This window comes from Pseudomonas sp. GW456-L12 (assembly GCF_059424045.1).
The window spans coordinates 1-18,197 of record NZ_JBWKZA010000049.1; the positions used below are offsets into that span (position 1 = coordinate 1).

Below are 18,197 nucleotides of genomic sequence, written 5' to 3' on the forward strand. Positions count from 1 at the left end.
CTTGCCGGGTTACCCACGGCTCAATGCCTGCGTTCGGCCATCGTGGTTAACGGGGCGTTCAGATCAAAAGCAAAAGCAAGACGGCGGCCTGCCGGCCGGCCTGGGGGTGGGGGTGTTTCCTGTAGCCGCTGCCGAGCCTGCGAGGCTGCGATCGACCCCGAAGGGGGCGCACGGTCTGGAGATCGCTGAAGGCCTGCGGCCTTATCGCAGCCTGCGGCAGCGGCTACAGGGAGGCGTGTGCTGTGAGGCAGTAGGTTACGCATTTTCTGTAGGAGCGAGGCTTGCCCGCGATGGCGTCCGTGAGGTCGCCACCGTCGGCACGGTGCTATCCGCATGCCGCCGGCGCAAGGCTTGCGGTACTATGGCCGCCCACGTTTTCTGGAAGTTGCCTGGATGAGTAAGCCCGGTCAATTGGTGCTGGTCGCGTTGCGCAAGATGATCGCCTCGGGCGAGCTGGCGGCCGGTGAACGGCTGATGGAGATTCCAACCGCGGAGCTGTTCGGGGTGTCGCGAATGCCGGTGCGCATGGCGTTCCGTACTCTGGAGCAGGAAGGCCTGCTGGTGCGGTTTGGCGGGCGGGGGTTCCAGGTGCGTTCGGTGAGTGCCGAGGACATCGCCGGCGCGGTCGAGGTGCGGGGTGTGCTCGAAGGGCTGGCGGCGCGCCAGACCGCCGAGCGCGGCTTGTCGGAGGCGGCGCGGGCGGCCCTGGAGTTGTGCCTGGCCCAGGGCGACCAGCTGTTCGCCAAGGGCTATGTGACCGAGGACGACCTGGAGGTCTATCACGACCTCAACATGCGTTTTCACCAGGTGATTGTCGAAGGCAGCCACAACCCGGCGATCGCCGATGCTTTGGCGCGCAACGATCATCTGCCGTTCGCCTCGGTCACCGCGCTGGCGGTGGATCGCCAGGACATGGCCCGCGAATACCGGCGCTTCAACTACGCCCATATGCAGCACCATTCGGTGTTCGATGCCCTGGTCAATCGCCAGGGCGCGCGGGCCGAGGCGATCATGCGTGAGCACGCCAACGCGACCCTGCGTTATGCCGAGATCTTCAGCAGCGCGGCGGCGGACGAGCGGATGAAGGTCATCCTCCGTCCCGCCTGACTCCCTTCAGATATCCAGCACCAGCAGCGGCGTTTTCGAGCGCGAGCAGCAGGGGGTGAACTGGTCGTTGCGCGCCTGTTCGTCCTCGGTGAGGAACAGGTCGCGGTGCTCCGGCACGCCCTCCAGCACCCGGGTCAGGCAGGTGCCGCAAATCCCTTGTTCGCAGGACATGGCAATGTCGATGCCATGGCTTTCCAGGACTTGCACCACGCTCTGGTCGGCCGGCACCTCGAAGACCTGGCCGCTGCTGGCGACCTTGACCGAGAAACTGCCGTCGGCGCGGGTATCGACGGGGGCGGCGGCGAAGTATTCGCGGTGCAGGCAGTCCTCCCGCCAGCCCGCGGCCTTGGCCGTGTCCAGCACATGCTGCATAAAGCCGCCGGAGCCGCACACATAGACATGAATATCGTTGCGCGGCGCGGCCAGGACCTTGGCCGCGTCCAGCGCCGTCTCGGGTTCCTGGTCGAAATGCAGGAACACCCGCTCGGCGAAGGATGAATCGCGCAGGCGTTGGACAAAGGCCGCGCGCTCGCTGGAGCGGGCGCAGTAATGCAGCTCGAAATCGGCGCTGCTGTGGGCCAGGCGTTCGGCCATGCACAGGATCGGGGTGATGCCGATGCCGCCGGCGAACAGCAGGCTGCGCCGGGCTTCATGGGCCAACGGAAACAGGTTGCGCGGCTCGCTGATGTGCAGACGCGTGCCGGGGTGGATCTGCTCGTGCATGGCCAGCGAGCCGCCGCGGGAGGTCGGGGCCTTGAGCACGCCGATCAGGTAGCGATGGCGTTCTTCGGGGTGGTTGCACAGGGAGTATTGGCGGATCAAGCCGCCGGGCAGGTGCACATCGATATGCGCACCGGCGCTGAAGGCCGGCAGCGGACGGTCATCGGCACTGGCCAGTTCATAGCTGCAGATGTCCTGGGCTTCGTCGTTACGGGATACCACCACCACATCGATCATCGTCGGTTCTCCGAGTGCTGCCGCCCGGGGCGGTCACTTCTGTTTCTTTTGTTGGGTAAAAGGCTGGGGAAAGGGCTGGGCGCGGCACCGGTGCACTGCCGGCGTAGCGCCGCGCAGGGCTCAGGCCGTGGCCGTGGCGATCAGTTGTGCTTCGCCGGCGCGTTCCTGGGCGATCAGGCGCTCCAGCACCCGCCGCGACTGCACGCCGCCGGCGTCGATATTCAGCTTGAGCAGGTTGCGTGTGGGGTGGGCCAGCAGGTTCTGCTGCTGGCGTTCGAGCATCTCCAGGTCTTCGCTGAAAATCTTGCCCTGGCCCTCGCGAATGCTCGCGGTCAGCGCCTCGTCCCGTGGGTTGAAGTTGCGCGCCATGCCCCAGAAGTACCAGATCGAGGTGTCGCTCTGCGGGGTGATGAAATCCACCACTATGCTCGACGCCTTGAACTGCGCCGGCGCGTTGTAGCCGCCCTGGCCGGCATGGGCCACGCCGACTTCGATCAGCACATGGCTGGGGGGGGTGAAGCGGCAGATCTGCCAGCGGTCCACCAGCACGTCGTCGGCCAGGCCGTTGCCGCGCAGGGCCATGCGCCAGAACGGCGGGGCCATGATGTTTTCCATATGCCGCGCGGTGACCACTTCATCACCCTCGACCGTGGTGGTCGGTGGCGCCTCGTCGATTTCCTTCTGGCCGATGCTGGAGGCGTGGACGTAGGTTTCGTGGGTCAGGTCCATCAGGTTGTCGATCATCAAGCGGTAGTCGCACTGGATGTGGAACAGCCCGCCGCCGTAGGCCCATTCATCGCTGACCGCCCATTCCAGATGATGGATCAGCGCCGGATCGGCCAGCTCCTGGTCGCCGGGCCAGACCCAGATAAAGCCGTAGCGCTCGACCACGGCAAAGGTCTTGTTGCACGGGAAGCCGCGCACCCGTTGCCCGGGCATTGCCACGGTCTTGCCATCGCAGCCCATCACCAGCCCGTGATAACCGCACACCAGGTTGCCGTTTTCCACATAACCCAACGACAGCGGCGCGCCGCGATGGGGGCAGAAGTCCTCGACCGCCGCGACCCGGCCCTCCAGGCCACGGTAAAACACCATCTTCTCCCCACAGATCTGCCGCCCCAGGGGCTTGTCGGCGATTTCATCGGGGGTGCAGGCAACGTACCAAGTGTTCTTGGGGTACATGGAAGGCTCTCCTGGGGAGTGATTGTTTTTATTTAATGGATCCATTAGAGAGGCTGTGGTGTTTTGGTGTCAACGATAAAGTCCAATTTTAAGGTTGATTTATGGGCGATTATCGGACTGATAGCTGTTGCTTTCGCTTTTAATGGATCCATTGATAGGTGCTGTTAAACACCCCCCCAATGACAGAAAAAACGCCAGCGATGAAGGAGGGATGTCGACGTGCGTCGACCCGAGCTGGCGAGCGTGCGGCTGGGCCGGGCGCCAGGCATCGATGCCGAGGATGTGATGGTGGTGATTACCACCACTGAGGCTGAGGAATGGTCATTTGGCGGTGGGCGGGGCAATTAGTCTACCTATGCGTTTCTGGTATCAGTCCTATCCAATCCGTGCCATTTATCAATCAATGGCCGAGGGGTAAGTTGGGGTTCTGCGATTTCCAATCGAGAGCCCTCCATGACCCAGCATCTGATCCGCAAGTACATGCCCGCCGCCGCCAGGGCGGGCACCCTCTGTTTTGCCCTGTGCAGCGGCGCGGTTGTTGAGGCGAGCGAGCGCGGTCCGCTGGTGATCGAGGATCAGGGCAGCCTGATCGCGGGCGGTGGCGTGCACACTCAGCCGGGCACCTTCGATCCCTACCACCCGATGAATCCCAATGGCCAGACCTACCACGGCGACCATGTGTATGCCTTCTACCAGAAGCCGGTTAACGCGCGCCCGCTGCCAATTGTCATGTGGCACGGCGCGGGGCAGTCGGCGAAGTCCTGGGAGACCACGGCCGATGGGCGTGAAGGTTTCCAGAACATCTTCCTGCGTCGCGGTTTCTCCACCTACCTGATCGACCAGCCGCGCCGTGGCGATGCGGGGCGCAGCCTGGTTGAGACGACGATCAAGCCGGTGGCGGACGAGCAGTTGTGGTTCAACCAGTTCCGCATCGGCCTGTGGCCCGAGACCTTCGCGGGCAGCCAGTTCCCGCCGGGGCGGGCGGCGCAGGAGCAGTTCTTCCGTTCGATGACCCCCAACACCGGCCCTTACGACATCGAGGTGGTGTCCGATGGCGTGTCGGCGCTGCTGGAGAAGACCGGCCCGGCCATTCTGTTCACCCATTCCCAGGGGGGCGGGCCGGGCTGGCTGACGGCGATCAAGAGCCGCAACGTACGGGCCATCGTCGCGTTCGAGCCGGGCAGCAGCTTCGTGTTTCCCGAGGGCGAGGCGCCGGCGCCGATTCCCAGCGCGTTCGACACCGTCGCCGCGCAGGTCGTGAGCCAGGCGCAGTTCGAGGCGCTGACGCGCATTCCTATCCTGATCCTCTATGGCGACAACATCCCCGCCCAGCCGGTGCGTTTGCCGGCCCAGGACAGCTGGCGCGCCCGGCTCGAGATGGCGCGGCTGTGGCGCGACGCGGTGAACCGGCATGGCGGTGACGCCAGGCTGATCCACTTGCCGGAGATCGGGATCAAGGGCAACAGCCACTTCCCGTTCTTGGACCTCAACAATGTCGAGATCGCGGACCTGGTTTCGAGGTTTCTTGCAGAGAAGTCTCTGGATTGACTATGGGCACGGCGGCTGGCTGCCGTGTTCTTCAAAAGCAGGGCAGGAGTATTCAAATGAAGCAAACGCTGAAGGCCACGCTTATGGCCGCGATGGTCGGGATGTCGGCCGCCGAGGCCGCGGACTACAAGCAGAATCCGTTCACCCTGGTCTACGAGGGCGCGATCAGCAAGAACGAGCCGGGCAAGGTCAACATCCATCCGGTCAGCTACAAGCTCAATGGCCTGGACATCTCCGCCAACGTCTACACCCCGGCGAACTATGACCCGGCGAAGCAATACCCGGTCGTGGTGGTGGCGCACCCCAATGGCGGGGTCAAGGAGCAGGTCGCCGGCCTGTATGCCCAGCGCCTGGCCGACCAGGGCTACATCACCATCGCCGCGGATGCGGCGTACCAGGGCGCCAGTGGCGGCCAGCCGCGCAGCGTGGACAAGCCCGCGTACCGCATCGAGGACATCCATGGCATGGCGGATTTCATCGCCGGCTATCCCGGCGTCGATAACACGCGCCTGGGCCTGCTCGGCATCTGCGGCGGCGGTGGTTATTCGTTGGCTGCGGCGCAAACCGACAAGCGCTTCAAGTCGATTGCGACGGTGAGCATGTTCAATTCCGGGCGGGTTCGCCGCAATGGCTACAACGACTCGCAACTGGACAGCATCCAGCAACGCCTGCAGCAGGCTTCGGCGGCCCGTGCCCAGGAAGCGGCCGGCGGCGAAGTGCTGTATTCGGGGGATGCTAACCTGAGCGACGAACAGATCGCCCAATTGCCCTTCGCGCTGTATCGGCAGGGCTACGAGTACTACTGGAAAACCCACGCGCACCCCAACTCGACCTTCAAATACACCACCAGCAGCCTGCTGGACCTGATGCGCTTCGACGCCACCCAGCAGATCGAACTGATCCGGCAGCCGTTGCTGATGATCGCCGGCAGCAAGGCCGACAGCCTCTACATGACCGAGGATGCGTTCGCCAAGGCCACCGGCACCCAGGACAAGGAGCTGTTCAAGATCGACGGCGCCACCCATATCGAAACCTACTGGGTGCCCCAGTATGTGGGCGCGGCCATCAGCAAGCTGACGGCGTTCTACGCCAGGACGCTCTGATCGCCGCAACGGCTCGTCATTTCAATAGGCTCGACCAACGAGGAATTCTCATCATGAACAAGACCCTGTTGGGGCTCGCGGTATGTGCCGCGGCGCCCTTGGCTGACGCGGCCGGCCAGGCTGAAAACCCCAGCGAGCCTTTCGCCACCCAGCAGATCAGTCGTGCAGGTAGCCAGGCTTCGGTCGCGGGCCCGGAGGATTACTTTTCCGGGCGGGTGCGCGTCGATCCGCTGTTTCCCGCCAGCAGCCCGATCAATGCCTCCGGCGCCTACGTGACCTTCGAGCCGGGCGCGCGCTCGGCCTGGCATACCCATCCCGCGGGGCAGCGCCTGGTGGTGGTTTCCGGCGTGGGCCTGACGCAGGAGTGGGGCAAGCCGGTGCAGGAAATCCATCCGGGCGACGTGATCGTCTGCCCGCCGGGCGTCAAGCACTGGCACGGTGCCGTGGCGACGAGCGCCATGACCCATCTGGCGGTGACCGGCGCGGTGGATGGCAAGAGCGTGCAATGGCTGGAGAAGGTCACCGATGACCAATACAACGCCCGTTAAGCGGTGCAGGCCCGGAGGGATGACAGTGGCCTTCGCGCTACTGAGCCTTAACCTGGCGATGACGCCGAGCCACGCCGCGCAGAACCCTAGGGAGCCTCAAGCCATGTCCTCCGTACCCGCCGTTTCCGAGACGCTGTCCCACAAGCAGCAGGCCATTCCGTTGATCGCGGCGGCCATGGCCACCAGCAACATGCCGCGGCTCAATGCCGCCTTGAACCAGGGGCTGGATGCCGGGCTGACCGTCAGCGAGGCCAGGGAAATCCTGGTGCAGCTCTATGCCTACGCCGGCTTTCCGCGCAGCCTCAATGCCCTTGGCGAGCTGATGAAAGTGCTCGAGGCGCGCAAGCAACGCGGCATCGAGGATGTTCCGGGGCGCGAGCCCAGCGCCAGCATTCCCACGGGCGACGCGCTGCTGGCGGCGGGCAAGGCCAACCAGACGCGGATTTCCGGCGCGCCGGTCCAGGGGCCGCTGTTCGACTTCGCCCCGGTGATCAACCAGTACCTGCAGGCCCATCTGTTCGGCGACATCTTCGAGCGCGACAACCTGGATTGGCAAAGTCGTGAGCTGGCCACGGTCGGCGCGTTGGCCGCCACCCCCGGCGCGGAGCCGCAACTGCGCTCGCACATGGCCGCCAGCATCAGGGTAGGGCTGAGCGCCGGGCAATTGCGGCAACTGGTCCGGGTGCTGGCCGAGCAGGGCGAGGCCGATGCGGCCAAGCGGGCCGGCGAGGCGTTGGAAAAACACCTGGCGGCAAGCGTCGGGCGGCCATGAGTCGGCCCCCGCTCAGGGCATCAGTCCGCGTAACGCAGGGCGTCGCGCAGCAGGGTAAAGGCCGGTGAGCTCTGGCGCCGGCTGGGGTAGTAGAGGTGGTAGCCGGAGAAGGGTTCGCACCAGTCCGCCAGCACGCGAATCAAGCGACCCTGCTCGACATGGGCCAGCACCAGGTCTTCCGGCATGTAGGCCAGCCCCAGCCCCTTGAGGGCGGCGTCCAGGCGCATGGCGATGTTGTTGAACACCAGCTGGCCCTCGACCCGCACCTTCAGTGCCTGGCCCTTTTTCTCGAACTCCCAGGAGAAGATCCCGCCGTAGGTCGGCATGCGCAGGTTGATGCAGTTGTGCTGCATCAGGTCGCTTGGCACTTTTGGCTTGGGGTAGCGGGCGAAGTATTCCGGGGAACCGACCACCGCCATCCGCATGTCGGGGCCGATGCGCACCGCGATCATGTCCTTGGCGACTTGCTCGCCCAGGCGCACGCCGGCGTCGAAGCCTTCCGCGACGATATCGGTCAGGCCGTAGTCGACGATGATCTCGATGTTGAGGTCGGGATGCTCGGGCAGCAGCTTCTCCAGCGCCGGTTGCAGGACCGTGATCGCCGAATGCTCGCCAGCGGTGATGCGCAGTTTGCCCGCCGGCTTGTCGCGGAACTTGCTGAGCAAGGCCAGCTCGTCGTTGATTTCCTCGAACCGGGGGGAGACCACCCGCAGCAGGTGTTCGCCGGCTTCGGTGGGGGAGACGCTGCGGGTGGTGCGCGCCAGCAGCCTGACGCCCAGGCGTTCTTCCAATTGGCGCATGGCCCGGCTCAAGGCCGGCTGCGACATGCCGAGCCTGGCGGCGGCGCGGGTGAAGCTGCGCTCCTGGGCCACGGCGGCGAAGATCGCGAGCAGGTCGTAGCTTTCAGTGGTCATTTATCCGCCCCTGTTATGAACGATGGGGGATTATGCCATCCGATACAGGCAATCGTTCAGCACTTCATGGCCCTTGAGGGGAGGCGCGGCGGCGAGCGGACTAGACCCGGCCGAGGGCAAAGTCCGCCGGATCGAAGCGCTCGCTCGTGTCCATGCGGATATTGCGCAGGCCCAGGGTTTCCAGGTGCGAGGCATAGAGCGGTTCGGAAAAATAGCTGATCAGCAGCGAGCGGCGGCGTGCGCCGCTCGGGTTCAGGCAGCCCGCGTGCACCAGATCGACATCGAACACCAGGATGTCCCCGGCGGCGCCTGAAAGCTGCACGGACCGCGACTCGTCGGTGAAGTCCAGTGGCGGCTCTCCCGGTCCGGGGCGATGGCTGCCGGGGACGATACGGGTGGCGCCATTCCCGGGGCCATAGTCGTCGAAAAAAGCCAGGGCGTTGGCTATGTCGCCTGGCCGCTGGGCCGACAAGTCGCGGTGCAGTTGCTGATGGCCGCCACCGGCAAGGGGCTCGCGACCTTCCACCTGGGAGAGGAAGAAGCGTTCCCCGATCAACTCGCCCACCACCGCCAGCACCTGCGGCAGGCGACACACCGCCTGAACCGTCGAATCCGCGTCCAGCAGCGAATGGCGCCAGTCCATGCCACGGGGCACAGGCCATTGGTTCGACGGCATCACGCCTGCGTCGAACACGGCACGCAGCTCACCCAGCCACTCGGCCGGGATTGCTTGGCGCAGCAGCACGTAACCCTCTCGATGGAGTTGCTCGCGGTCGGTCATGGTCCCTATGCCTGGAAGAATCGCTCGGGGCGGCAGGGAGCAAGGGCAGGAGAGCCCTGGCCGTCGATAATTTCCTCGCTGGCCAGACGGCCGGCTATCGCCGCCAGCGTGACGCCAGGGTGCATCGCACACACATACACATCGCCGATATCGGGCAGATAGCCGATGATGGGCGTGCCATCGACCGGCATGGGCCTGAGCCCGACACAGGCCGACTCCAGCTCGATGGACGCAACCCCGTGGAGCTCGTTCCGGATGGCCTGGGCGGTGCGCAGCGCTATCGCGGCTGGCTGGTTTTCCAACGTGTCGTCCAGGTAGTCTTCCGCCGCCAGCAGCGTGTCGTCCGGGCCTTGCCGCACTTCCATTTCCGGGCTGGAGATAAGGGTGCGCACGAGGTCGGGTTGTGAGGCGTAGCTGATCAATATGGCTGGGGAGGCCGCTATTGGCAGGGGCAGGTTCAGCAACTCGGTCAGCTGCTTGATGCCCGTCCCGGCGGCCAGCACGACAACGTCGGCCTCGATACGGCCCCTTGCGGTTGCGACGCCCGTCACCTGCGCACCCTGGGTGGTAAAGCCGAGCACCCGCGTCTGGGTGAGCACCTGCGCGCCATGAGCCTGGGCGCCGGCGATCAACGCCTGGGTTGCTTGCACGGCGTCCAGCGCGCCTTCTTCGGCGGCGTACATGGCCTGCTGTGGGGGATGCTTGAGGTTTGGCTCGAGGTCGAGGATCTGTGAGCGTGACAGTTGGGTTGCCGAAGGCGGGTGACCCGAGGCGTGCAGCGTTTCACTCGGGTTTGTGCCGTAAGACAGGGCACCGGTCCAGCGCACCTTCAGGCCAGGCAGCTCGGTTTCGAGCCGGCGGTATTCCTGGATCGCCGCACCGCGCAATGAGGCGATGGGATCGGGCCCGTCGTGGGCGGTGTTGATCCAGGCGAATGAGCGTCCCGTCACCCCGGACGCTATGTCTTCAGCCTCCACCAGAATGACCTTCGCGCCTCTGCCCGCCAGGTGATACGCCAGGGACGCGCCCACTATGCCCGCGCCAATGACCACGACGCGTTTGTTTACCGCGTTCCCCATATCAACCTCCATGTTGTCGACCTGATGAGGGTAGGGCATCCAGATAAACGAATACCCTGAGAACCGAGCGGCCTGCTTCGCAAGCTCCCTGTTATTTCTTTTGCACTGCTATTTTTTGCACTCCGCCAACACCACTTTGCAAGTGCCGGGCGTGCCGCCGGAGCGGCCGGCATAACGGATGCAGTTATTCAGGGATTTCTGGCGCGCCATGCCCAGGGTGGAACCCCAGGCCAGGCCACCCTCGCCGGAAGTGGGCAGCGCTTTGGCGTAACAGTTCGAGCCGATGCTGGCGGTCGAATAACGATACTTGGCGGCTTTGCTTGAACATCCCGCGATCAGCGCCAGGTTGATGGCGAGCAGGGAAAACAGGATCCATGACGAGTATGGGCGTACTGCTGTTCTGGTCATTCCGGTTCCCCTGTATCAAGACGGTAGAGGCGTGTTCGCAGTGCTGTTCTATTCAGCTTAGAGGGTATCGCGCCTGGCCCTGGGGCCGTCTGGCGGAGTGGATGCGTTTGGGTGTGCCTTGCGTCGGTTGCCATCCGTGTTTGCCTTATTGCAGTCATGGTTCTTGCGGCCAATTGTCCTGGATTTCGTACCACGAAGCCTTGAACGCCACCTGAATGTGTTTCTGTTTATCCGCGGTGAAGGGCGTATCCAGAGTGCCCAGGGCGATCGAGATCCAGTCGGCGTATTCGCCCTGGTCCCTGGACCAGAACAGCGACGAACCGCACTGGCCGCAAAACTGGCGCAGCACCGATTCGGACGATCGATAGGACTGGAGGCTCCCGGCACCCTGCACGATGCGCAGATCGCTGCGCAACACACTGCCATAGCTGGCGAATGCCGCCCCATGGCTTTTCCGGCACTGGCTGCAATGGCAGTGGGAAAGCGCCTTGGGGCGCGACGAGAGCTGGTATTTGACGGCACCGCAAAGGCAGCAGCCCTGGAAGGTGTCAGTCATTTAAGGGTGTACCTTGAAACGGAAGGGCGCCCATTTAAGCAGCCGGTGTCGGGGATGTCGAACGGCTGACTATTGCTGTTCGTTAACACTGGCTTTCGCCCAGAAGCGACGCTCGCCACTGGCTGCTCGAAGCCGAGAGAGTGTAAAAGCGCTTCCTCGAGCCCTTGTTGTGATTCCTGAGGGTTTCATAGTAAGGATTGTCCGTGAAGCGCTTTATTCAAGGTGTTAGGCGCCACCCGTCAGCATAAAGCTCAAGGCGCCCGGGCAAGTAGAGTCAGCCACAGGGCAATACCGAAATCGCCCCTGATCGTATTGCGACTGCCCGCGACACTTGCATAACCGTAGTCCTTGGCCAGAGCATAAAGCGCTTCCGGACTGACGTTGCCGCCAAAAACAGAAATTGCATTTGAAAATGCTTGCGCAGGAAAGAATATTCTTCCAAACCAAGATGCTCTGACACCTGCAATCTCCAGGATTACATCCTCGTTTGCAGCAGCAAGTTCGTTAATACTGCGATCAGAGACCGACTCTAGACCTGTATCAAGGCTTTTCCCTCTCAGGGCGAGTACGGATGCACCGTATATATGATTGGTAAGCTGGCCGAACTTTCTGCCAGGGACTTTGAAGGTGGAAAAGTCCTTGCTTTTCTTATAGATCAGCTGCGCAACTTGGTAATCCAACTCGAATGCTTCTGAAACCGCAGAAAGATCAGTGCGATTTATCGGGAAGATGAATCCAAAATAAGCATCCCTGGTCGCATCAATTTTCTCATGAAGATGCCTCGCCTTTTCCTTGTATAGCAATTCAACGTCTTCGCACGTCACGCTACTCAAGTGAACAACATCCAATGATCTGTTCATAGCAATTCCCTTCGACTATCCCGAGAGATGATATATAGCTAACGATTGAACTCAGGGGCGGGCTTTAGATCGTCCCTGCGAACGAAGCGAGCAATTTAAGCGCATGGTCATGTTTTTTATTAATGATCAAGTTCCTCCGTGAAAGTGATTGCGAATGTATTACGTATAGTTCGAAAATGGCGTTTCATAATATCGATGTGCGTTTATTTATATAGCCAATCCCTCCAAGGGGGCAGCAAGGGATATTCCCTCCTTTGGCAAGTCAAATGTTGAATCGTCCCTGATTTCCTGGGCACCAGCGAACGATTGCAAAGGGTGGTAAGCCGTCAGGCGTGACTGGCGTGGATTCAACCGGACGTTGCACCGGGAGGGAGATCCTGCATTCACTCCAGGCAGGCTTCAGGCGTCGCCGGCAGGCTATCGAGAAACGCCGCAATCTGCCGGCGGCCGCGCAAGTGCAGCGTGGGAATCTGCGGACCTATGGCCAGGCGTACCGCCTCGATACCCGGGCGGTAGCCTCGATCGAAAGTCCATACGAAGCGCAGGAAGGTCAGGAATGCCCGATCGAGCTTTTCCGCGCAGCCTGCGGCAAGGTCAGGCCGGGGACGGTTCATGATGCTGCGTATGATCACCCGGGTGAAACAGGTGAGCCGTGGCGTATCGAGCCAGATGATCAGGTCGGCACGGGGCAGGCGAAGGTCGAAGGTCCGCCGGGCATAGTTGCCTTCACACACCCAGGCAGCCGGTGCGAGCGCCGCGCGGACCCGTTCGCGGAACTGCTCGGCGTCGGGTTCGACCCAACCGGGCTCCCAGAACAGCGTGTCCAGGTGGACCACAGGCAGGTTCCGGCGCTTGCCGAGGGCACGGGCGAGGGTGGATTTGCCACTCCCGGCATTACCCAGAATTACAATCCGTTGCATGGGCGCTTCCTGTCGCGAAAAAAGCCGGCGATTGTGCAGGTTTTGCATCGCCAGTTAAAGGCGAATAGTTGGGCCGACCGCACCGGGAATGGAATGTGTGTTGCCAGTGTGGGGCCTGAAGCCGAGAGCGGGATGTCGATCCATCCTGGTCCCCATTGAACGCCTGCTCCCGACCCTTTGTCGCCTGTCGGCAGCTCTCTCCTTTTAGGGGTGTCTACTGCTAGTGAGGCCCTGTAGGTACAGGGAGGAGAGCAGCATGAGCAATGAACAGGTGGCACCGGAAACCAAAGGGGTTGCAGTGCAGGTACTGGCAACCATTGACCTGGGTCCCGAAATCGAGGGCATGGCCGGGCGCCAACTCAGAATGCGCCTGGTGACCATCGAGCCTGGAGGCGTATTCGGGCCGATCCACAACCATAAAGACCGGCCAGGCGTCGTCTACATACTGGAAGGCACCATCACTGACCATCGCGATGGCGGCGACACCGACTATGGCCCGGGAGTGGGGTGGCCCGAGGACCGGGACACCACGCACTGGCTTGAGAACAAAGGGCCGATTCCGGCGCGGGAGATCTCGGTCGATATTATCCGGCAAGAGTGAGCCCGGGCGAACATCGATACGGGCGAGCCAGACGCGCGGTTCGCCCAATGCCCATCATTCCCCCGCACCCGCCGCGCCATTGGTTGGGTCGCCCTCGGCCAGCATGCGCATCAGGATTGCCCGCTCCTTCGGCCCTGGCACCAGGCCGCTGGTCTGGCCTTCCAGGACGATGATGCCGTCTTCGTTGGTCATGCTGATGGCCGCCGTAGCCCGGCCTTGTTCGTCCAGCGCCTGGATGACCCAGTGGCAGGTGATGGTGTCGCCGGCATACACCGGCTGCTTGAACTGGAAGCTCATGGCCGAGGCCAGCCAGCCGATCTGTCCGCCGATTTCGGTGAGCAGGCTGGCGGTCAGCAGGCCATGGGAAACCGGTGCCCTGAAGCGCCGGGCCGCGGCGAACTCGGCATCGAAATGCACCGGGTTGTAGTCGCGGGACAGCGTGGCGAAGCCCTGGATATCCGCCTCTGAAAAACAGCGGGAGAGGGTGAAGCGGTCGCCTGCCTGAAGCCCTTCGGTGGCGCGCTGTCGGAAGCTTTTCATTGCGGTTCCTGGTCCTTTTGCGTATTCGGGGGAGTGCGGTTTCGAGCCTTTTGGATACCCGTGGAACATACCGGTTCAGCGCAGGATCTGCTCGATGAACAGCAGCACGGCGATGATGATCATCAGCGCCCCCGAGAGGCGGCTGACCGCTTGCGCGGCCACCGGGCGCGTCTGCAACACGGCGCGGGAAGCAAAGCCCACCAGCAGGTAGATCACCGCGCAGCTGAAGGCATGCAGCAGCCCCAGTGCGACGATTTGCAGCGGCACCGGCCAGGCGGCCAGCGGGTCGGTGAATTGTGGCAGCAAGGCCAGGAACAGCAGGAATACCTTGGGGTTGAGCCCGCTGACGCAGGCGCCCTTGAGGGTCCAGCGAGCCCAGGACGCGGAAGGCTGGGCCTCCCCGGCGCGGGGCACGGACGGGTTGCGCAGCATATTGATGCCCAGCCAGAGCAGATAACCAGCCCCGCCAAGGGTCAGCAGCGAGAGGGCCAGGGGGTTGCTGGCGATCAGCCCGCCGACCCCGGCGGCCACTATCAGCGTCGCCAGCAGATGCCCGATCAACAGGCCGGCCACCGCGGGTATCACCACTCGCCCGAACAGGCCGGCCGATATCGCGTAGGCCCAATCCGCCCCGGGGGTGATCACAAATAGAAACGACACCGCCCAGAACGCCGCGAAAATACTCAGGTTCATGGCCGTCTTGCCTTGTGCTGCTGGGCGAATGCTGTTTCTGGGCTGTCGACGGTGGTGTTAATCGGGGAGGGCATGCTTCTTTCTCGCAAAGATCAGGTTTGCGGAAAGATTAATGGAGTGCGGTGAGAATATTTTCTCTATTATTCCAGTCCGAATAAAGTTTTGGGGTAGATCCTTCCAGATGGACAGAATTGATCAGAAGATTCTTGCCGAGCTGCAGGCGGACGGGCGTTTGTCGGTGACCGAGCTGGCGGAGCGGGTCGGCCTGAGCCTGTCGCCATGCCATCGTCGCGTGCGGGCGCTGGAGGAGTCGGGGGTGATCCAGGGCTATCGCGCCCAGTTGTCGCCCAGCGCCCTGGGCCTGACGTTTTCGGCGATGGTGTTTGCCACGCTGCGCGAGGGCGATCACCAGGCGGTGGCCGCCTTCGAAGCGGCGCTGCTGCCGATCCCGCAGGTCGTCGAGGCGCAACGGCTGTTTGGCGAGCCGGATTACCTGCTGCACGTCATCACCCACGACCTGCCGGCCTTCCAGCAGCTTTACGATGACCGCCTGTCCAAGCTGCCCAACGTCCAGCGCCTGACCTCGACCCTGGTGATGAAACGGGTGATTCAGGACCGCTCGCTGCCGTTGTGAGACGCGTCGACGCATACATCAGAACAACACTTCAGGGAGATACCGATGCGTGAACGAAAATCGGCAAGATTGCTGGTCATCAACCCTTCGCGAAAGGTCTTGCTGTTTCGCTTCCTGCACAAGGAAGGGGCGCTGGCGGGGGATGACTATTGGGCCACGCCCGGTGGCGGGCTTGAAGGGGACGAAACCTTCCAGGTCGCGGCGATTCGTGAATTGCACGAGGAAACCGGTATTCAGGTCAGCGCGGTGGGAGAGCCGGTGGCCGGTCGCCGGTTCCCCATGCAACTGCCCAGCGGCGAATGGGTGACCTCGGTCGAGCAGTATTTTGTGGTGCACGCACCAGACCAGCCGCTCTCTCGTGCCGGCTGGACCTCGTCCGAGGCCCAGGTGATGGCCGATCATCATTGGTGGTCCGCCGATGATCTGCGAGCCACCGAGGCCACCGTCTGGCCGCAAGCGCTGGTGCACATGCTGGAAGAAGCGGGGGTGTTCGAGCGGTCCTTGTAGCGTTTTTTCCGCGGGCTGATCCTGGCTTGATGCGGGGCTGCCGATCTCCCGCGCGGCCGGGACTTTCCGGCTAGCGGTTTATGCCGTCGATCCAGATTCGCCCTCGACATTCACAACGGCGCCGTCGGCTCGTTCCTCTCTCTACCAACCATTAGAGGGAACGCCCGATGAAAAACACCGAACTCAGCCACATCATCCTCAGTGACCACTCGCGCATCGAGGCCGCCATCAGTACCGGCGCGGCCTGGGAAGTCTGGTTCCAGGTCGAGTTTCTGATGCTGCTGCGCGCAGCCCACCTGGGGTGCACTCGCGAAGCGCCTTACCCACCGCCGAACGGCACCCTGCACCTGGATGTGCTGGCCAGCCAGGGTGTCGAGATCTATGCCATCGAGGTGAAAGTCGAGAGCGCCACCAATGCTGGCAACAAACTGTTGGCGGAAACCCGCAAGGACATCGAGAAAATCGCCAAATACGCCGAGCCGGTCGAGGCCCGCTGGGTGGTTTCCCTGGCCTATAGCGACGTGGCCAAACGCTCGTTGCGCGGGTTCACGGTGGAGAACAGCGGCCACGCTATCTACCACGAGGCCAGTGCGATCGGTTGCATGATCTTCTCGGTTTGACCCGCGCAGGCGCCAGCAGGGCATGAGGGCTTCATGGCGCCTGGCGGCTTTCGACAGTTCGTGCCCTTAGTGAGAGAACAACTGCCGGTCGCCCTGTTTCTGCGAACCTGCGACGTAGTACGCCTCGAACCAGGCGGGCTGGCCCGAGATCGCCGTGGGTTTTTTCAGCAACAGTGGCGGTGGCTGCTTCCCCTGGGTCTCATCGGCGCTGGTGAAGGCTTTTTGCATCACGCTGCGAAAGTGCAGGTGATCGAATATCAGCAGGGCCTGGATGGCATAGACCACGGCGATTTTCTGGTCCTCGATCAGGATCAGGTGATCGCCGTTTTTTTCTTCCCCCGAAATGGACAGGTTCGAGGAGCCGGTGAAGACCTTGGCGCTCGGCAGGTTGAAGTCGGTGACGACGAACTTGTTGTGCACCGAAATGCCGGTGCCGCCGGACCACTCGCTGCGAAAAGGTTCCGGTGCGTACTTGGCGAGATAGGCGAAATCCACTTCGGCCGAGGTGCCATCGGGCTTGATCACATCCATGCCCGAGGCCTTGTCGGTCACGCCATAGTTGAACACCGGACGCTTGTAGAGGCGGCTGATCGACTCGTACAGGGGGCCGCTGGTGATCTGATTGAGGAAGGCGATGTTGAACAGCACCGAGCGGCTGGCCTGGTCGATCGCGCCGCCGATCGGGCTGAGCGACAGGTCGCTGTCGTTGTGTGGCGAGAAACAGAAATGCAGGCGCGGGCCGGCGGTCGTTGCGGTGCCGGTTTCGATCACGTGCCATTTCTGCGCCAGGTCGCTGGCCTCGAAGTTTTTCGGATCGCTGAAGCTGGCGTCGAAGACCCGACCGAACAGGTCCGCTACCTCGAGGTGCTTGAACAACAGCGCATTGTTGTTCTGCACATAACAGCCGCGGAAGCTGAAGTTGGTGGAGCCGCACAGCACCTGGTAAGGCTTGCCGTTGCGCCGGGCGATCAGCACCTTGTGATGCTGCAGGCCATGGAAATGGCTGCGTCGAACCCGGTCCGCGCCGGCCGAGGCCAGCAGGCGGCTGGCGGCCCGGGTCTCGCAGCTGTCGGGGGCGGCGTGATCGCCGGCGTCGTCGATAATGATGCGCAGGCGACTACCCAGCGCCTCCAGTCTGGCGAGGATGTCCGGTTCGTTGAAGTCGTAGGCGAAGACATCGAGGGTGGTGTCCGGCTGCCGTAGGACTTCATCCAGCACCGCGAAAATCATCGATACCGCCTCGAAGCCGAGCCACTGGTACATGGCCGTCTCGGTCTTCGGGTGGTCGAGCCCGTCCTTGGTTTTCGATGGAATCAGGCTCTTGCCATACACATCGACCTTGACGCCCGCGGGCACCCGGTCGCGGAAGGCCTGCGAGGAGGTAAAGCCCCGGGTGAAACCAATGTCGAGGATGCCTTCGTAGCTGATGGGGTCGAGGTCGATCGCCAGTTCGATGGCCGTGCCGGGAACCAGCTGGCCGTCGTTGGCCATGTGCATCATCCGGCCCCGGTAGGTGAAGGTGCCTTGGTCGACCTCATGGGGGACGTGAACCCAGCGAAACTTCTGGAAGGGCGCTTCCAGCGAGGAAAACTTGCGCTGGCCATCCACCGCGCTGTGGGCGGGCTCGTCATAGGCAAAGGCGATGCGGTTGGGCAGGGGCTTGAAGTCGGTGCTGCCGGGAAACCGGCATTCGATGGCGAACCCCACCAGGTCGGGGGGAGGGGTGTCGACATCGAAACCGATCAGGCACATGCGTTCGCCGCGCCACAGCTTCATGGTGAAACCGTCGAGCGTCTGGGTGTTGTAGAAATCGGCCATGGGGGCGCTCCTTGCGCGGGGGGACGAGTCAAGCCGGGGCTGGATGTGT

General features: G+C 62.9%; 19 protein-coding genes and 2 pseudogenes. 9 read left to right on the plus strand and 12 right to left on the minus strand.

Annotated features, from left to right (window positions below; genetic code table 11):
- Window positions 1-393: 393 nt before the first annotated feature.
- Window positions 394-1,107 (plus strand): GntR family transcriptional regulator, encoded by a 714-nt coding sequence (locus AC07Y9_RS30830; RefSeq protein ID WP_007932043.1) that lies wholly within the window; start codon window positions 394-396, stop codon window positions 1,105-1,107.
- 6 nt (window positions 1,108-1,113) lie between these two features.
- Here AC07Y9_RS30830 and AC07Y9_RS30835 read toward each other — a convergent pair whose 3' ends face one another.
- Window positions 1,114-2,064: a PDR/VanB family oxidoreductase gene (locus AC07Y9_RS30835; RefSeq protein ID WP_102681475.1), complete on the minus strand. Its 951-nt coding sequence runs from the start codon at window positions 2,062-2,064 to the stop codon at window positions 1,114-1,116.
- A gap of 120 nt (window positions 2,065-2,184) precedes the next feature.
- Window positions 2,185-3,246 carry a Rieske 2Fe-2S domain-containing protein gene (locus tag AC07Y9_RS30840; RefSeq protein WP_102681474.1) on the minus strand — a complete coding sequence of 354 codons (1,062 nt, stop codon included), beginning with the start codon at window positions 3,244-3,246 and terminating at the stop codon, window positions 2,185-2,187.
- Window positions 3,247-3,492: 246 nt separating this feature from the next.
- Here AC07Y9_RS30840 and AC07Y9_RS30845 point away from each other — a divergent pair.
- The 4 genes and pseudogenes from AC07Y9_RS30845 to AC07Y9_RS30860 form a co-directional block, all read left to right on the plus strand.
- Window positions 3,493-3,594: pseudogene (locus AC07Y9_RS30845) on the plus strand (tautomerase family protein); the annotation flags it as partial.
- A 105-nt stretch (window positions 3,595-3,699) separates the two neighbouring features.
- A complete protein-coding gene (locus tag AC07Y9_RS30850) occupies window positions 3,700-4,794 on the plus strand; it encodes an alpha/beta hydrolase (protein ID WP_102681473.1) in 1,095 nt (364 codons plus the stop codon).
- 56 nt (window positions 4,795-4,850) lie between these two features.
- Window positions 4,851-5,897 (plus strand): alpha/beta hydrolase, encoded by a 1,047-nt coding sequence (locus AC07Y9_RS30855; protein WP_102681472.1) that lies wholly within the window; start codon window positions 4,851-4,853, stop codon window positions 5,895-5,897.
- 53 nt (window positions 5,898-5,950) lie between these two features.
- Window positions 5,951-7,217: pseudogene (locus AC07Y9_RS30860) on the plus strand ((R)-mandelonitrile lyase).
- Between the two features lie 20 nt (window positions 7,218-7,237).
- Here AC07Y9_RS30860 and AC07Y9_RS30865 read toward each other — a convergent pair.
- The 7 genes from AC07Y9_RS30865 to AC07Y9_RS30895 all read right to left on the minus strand — a co-directional run bounded on the left by AC07Y9_RS30865 (window position 7,238) and on the right by AC07Y9_RS30895 (window position 12,735).
- Window positions 7,238-8,131, minus strand: coding sequence for a LysR family transcriptional regulator (locus AC07Y9_RS30865; RefSeq protein WP_102681469.1), 894 nt, complete (start codon window positions 8,129-8,131; stop codon window positions 7,238-7,240).
- Window positions 8,132-8,231: 100 nt separating this feature from the next.
- Complete coding sequence (locus AC07Y9_RS30870; RefSeq protein WP_102681468.1) at window positions 8,232-8,912, minus strand: phytanoyl-CoA dioxygenase family protein; 681 nt, start codon at window positions 8,910-8,912, stop codon at window positions 8,232-8,234.
- Window positions 8,913-8,917: 5 nt separating this feature from the next.
- Complete coding sequence (locus AC07Y9_RS30875) at window positions 8,918-9,991, minus strand: NAD(P)/FAD-dependent oxidoreductase (RefSeq protein WP_102681467.1); 1,074 nt, start codon at window positions 9,989-9,991, stop codon at window positions 8,918-8,920.
- 108 nt (window positions 9,992-10,099) lie between these two features.
- Window positions 10,100-10,399: a hypothetical protein gene (locus AC07Y9_RS30880; RefSeq protein WP_007932027.1), complete on the minus strand. Its 300-nt coding sequence runs from the start codon at window positions 10,397-10,399 to the stop codon at window positions 10,100-10,102.
- A 154-nt stretch (window positions 10,400-10,553) separates the two neighbouring features.
- Window positions 10,554-10,955 (minus strand): GFA family protein, encoded by a 402-nt coding sequence (locus AC07Y9_RS30885; protein WP_102681466.1) that lies wholly within the window; start codon window positions 10,953-10,955, stop codon window positions 10,554-10,556.
- Between the two features lie 251 nt (window positions 10,956-11,206).
- Entirely contained in the window at window positions 11,207-11,815 is a 609-nt protein-coding gene (locus tag AC07Y9_RS30890; RefSeq protein WP_102681465.1) for a hypothetical protein, read from the minus strand.
- 383 nt (window positions 11,816-12,198) lie between these two features.
- Window positions 12,199-12,735, minus strand: a complete 537-nt coding sequence (locus AC07Y9_RS30895) for a P-loop NTPase family protein (RefSeq protein WP_101337680.1) — start codon at window positions 12,733-12,735, stop codon at window positions 12,199-12,201.
- A 256-nt stretch (window positions 12,736-12,991) separates the two neighbouring features.
- On the opposite strand from AC07Y9_RS30895, the gene AC07Y9_RS30900 reads away from it, so the two are divergent.
- Complete coding sequence (locus tag AC07Y9_RS30900) at window positions 12,992-13,336, plus strand: cupin domain-containing protein (RefSeq protein WP_007932019.1); 345 nt, start codon at window positions 12,992-12,994, stop codon at window positions 13,334-13,336.
- A 54-nt stretch (window positions 13,337-13,390) separates the two neighbouring features.
- Here the strand turns inward: AC07Y9_RS30900 and AC07Y9_RS30905 are convergent, their stop codons facing one another.
- Together AC07Y9_RS30905 and AC07Y9_RS30910 are read right to left on the minus strand one after the other, a co-directional pair.
- On the minus strand, window positions 13,391-13,876 hold the full coding sequence (locus tag AC07Y9_RS30905) for a MaoC family dehydratase (protein WP_102681464.1): 486 nt from the start codon (window positions 13,874-13,876) through the stop codon (window positions 13,391-13,393).
- Window positions 13,877-13,951: 75 nt separating this feature from the next.
- Complete coding sequence (locus tag AC07Y9_RS30910; RefSeq protein ID WP_102681463.1) at window positions 13,952-14,569, minus strand: LysE family translocator; 618 nt, start codon at window positions 14,567-14,569, stop codon at window positions 13,952-13,954.
- 181 nt (window positions 14,570-14,750) lie between these two features.
- Here AC07Y9_RS30910 and AC07Y9_RS30915 point away from each other — a divergent pair, with 181 nt between their 5' ends.
- The 3 genes from AC07Y9_RS30915 (at window position 14,751) to AC07Y9_RS30925 (ending at window position 16,330) form a co-directional block, all read left to right on the plus strand.
- Window positions 14,751-15,203, plus strand: a complete 453-nt coding sequence (locus AC07Y9_RS30915) for an Lrp/AsnC family transcriptional regulator (protein ID WP_102681462.1) — start codon at window positions 14,751-14,753, stop codon at window positions 15,201-15,203.
- A gap of 45 nt (window positions 15,204-15,248) precedes the next feature.
- The gene (locus AC07Y9_RS30920) at window positions 15,249-15,710 is read left to right on the plus strand and encodes an NUDIX hydrolase (RefSeq protein ID WP_102681461.1); all 462 of its coding nucleotides are present in this window, start codon (window positions 15,249-15,251) and stop codon (window positions 15,708-15,710) included.
- A gap of 167 nt (window positions 15,711-15,877) precedes the next feature.
- Complete coding sequence (locus AC07Y9_RS30925; RefSeq protein ID WP_102681460.1) at window positions 15,878-16,330, plus strand: hypothetical protein; 453 nt, start codon at window positions 15,878-15,880, stop codon at window positions 16,328-16,330.
- 66 nt (window positions 16,331-16,396) lie between these two features.
- Here the strand turns inward: AC07Y9_RS30925 and AC07Y9_RS30930 are convergent, their stop codons facing one another.
- Window positions 16,397-18,148, minus strand: a complete 1,752-nt coding sequence (locus tag AC07Y9_RS30930; protein ID WP_102681459.1) for a phospholipase D-like domain-containing protein — start codon at window positions 18,146-18,148, stop codon at window positions 16,397-16,399.
- Between the last annotated feature and the right edge of the window lie 49 nt (window positions 18,149-18,197).

Excerpts from the sequence above, each read along its gene's own strand:
- AC07Y9_RS30830 (WP_007932043.1), top strand. The coding sequence starts at position 394 with ATGAGTAAGCCCGGTCAATTGGTGCTGGTCGCGTTGCGCAAGATGATC.
- AC07Y9_RS30930 (WP_102681459.1), bottom strand. The coding sequence starts at position 18,148 with ATGGCCGATTTCTACAACACCCAGACGCTCGACGGTTTCACCATGAAG.
- AC07Y9_RS30925 (WP_102681460.1), top strand. The coding sequence starts at position 15,878 with ATGAAAAACACCGAACTCAGCCACATCATCCTCAGTGACCACTCGCGC.
- AC07Y9_RS30880 (WP_007932027.1), bottom strand. The coding sequence starts at position 10,399 with ATGACCAGAACAGCAGTACGCCCATACTCGTCATGGATCCTGTTTTCC.
- AC07Y9_RS30900 (WP_007932019.1), top strand. The coding sequence starts at position 12,992 with ATGAGCAATGAACAGGTGGCACCGGAAACCAAAGGGGTTGCAGTGCAG.
- AC07Y9_RS30870 (WP_102681468.1), bottom strand. The coding sequence starts at position 8,912 with ATGACCGACCGCGAGCAACTCCATCGAGAGGGTTACGTGCTGCTGCGC.
- AC07Y9_RS30835 (WP_102681475.1), bottom strand. The coding sequence starts at position 2,064 with ATGATCGATGTGGTGGTGGTATCCCGTAACGACGAAGCCCAGGACATC.
- AC07Y9_RS30855 (WP_102681472.1), top strand. The coding sequence starts at position 4,851 with ATGAAGCAAACGCTGAAGGCCACGCTTATGGCCGCGATGGTCGGGATG.
- AC07Y9_RS30840 (WP_102681474.1), bottom strand. The coding sequence starts at position 3,246 with ATGTACCCCAAGAACACTTGGTACGTTGCCTGCACCCCCGATGAAATC.
- AC07Y9_RS30850 (WP_102681473.1), top strand. The coding sequence starts at position 3,700 with ATGACCCAGCATCTGATCCGCAAGTACATGCCCGCCGCCGCCAGGGCG.
- AC07Y9_RS30895 (WP_101337680.1), bottom strand. The coding sequence starts at position 12,735 with ATGCAACGGATTGTAATTCTGGGTAATGCCGGGAGTGGCAAATCCACC.
- AC07Y9_RS30910 (WP_102681463.1), bottom strand. The coding sequence starts at position 14,569 with ATGAACCTGAGTATTTTCGCGGCGTTCTGGGCGGTGTCGTTTCTATTT.
- AC07Y9_RS30905 (WP_102681464.1), bottom strand. The coding sequence starts at position 13,876 with ATGAAAAGCTTCCGACAGCGCGCCACCGAAGGGCTTCAGGCAGGCGAC.
- AC07Y9_RS30885 (WP_102681466.1), bottom strand. The coding sequence starts at position 10,955 with ATGACTGACACCTTCCAGGGCTGCTGCCTTTGCGGTGCCGTCAAATAC.
- AC07Y9_RS30865 (WP_102681469.1), bottom strand. The coding sequence starts at position 8,131 with ATGACCACTGAAAGCTACGACCTGCTCGCGATCTTCGCCGCCGTGGCC.
- AC07Y9_RS30890 (WP_102681465.1), bottom strand. The coding sequence starts at position 11,815 with ATGAACAGATCATTGGATGTTGTTCACTTGAGTAGCGTGACGTGCGAA.
- AC07Y9_RS30875 (WP_102681467.1), bottom strand. The coding sequence starts at position 9,991 with ATGGGGAACGCGGTAAACAAACGCGTCGTGGTCATTGGCGCGGGCATA.
- AC07Y9_RS30920 (WP_102681461.1), top strand. The coding sequence starts at position 15,249 with ATGCGTGAACGAAAATCGGCAAGATTGCTGGTCATCAACCCTTCGCGA.
- AC07Y9_RS30915 (WP_102681462.1), top strand. The coding sequence starts at position 14,751 with ATGGACAGAATTGATCAGAAGATTCTTGCCGAGCTGCAGGCGGACGGG.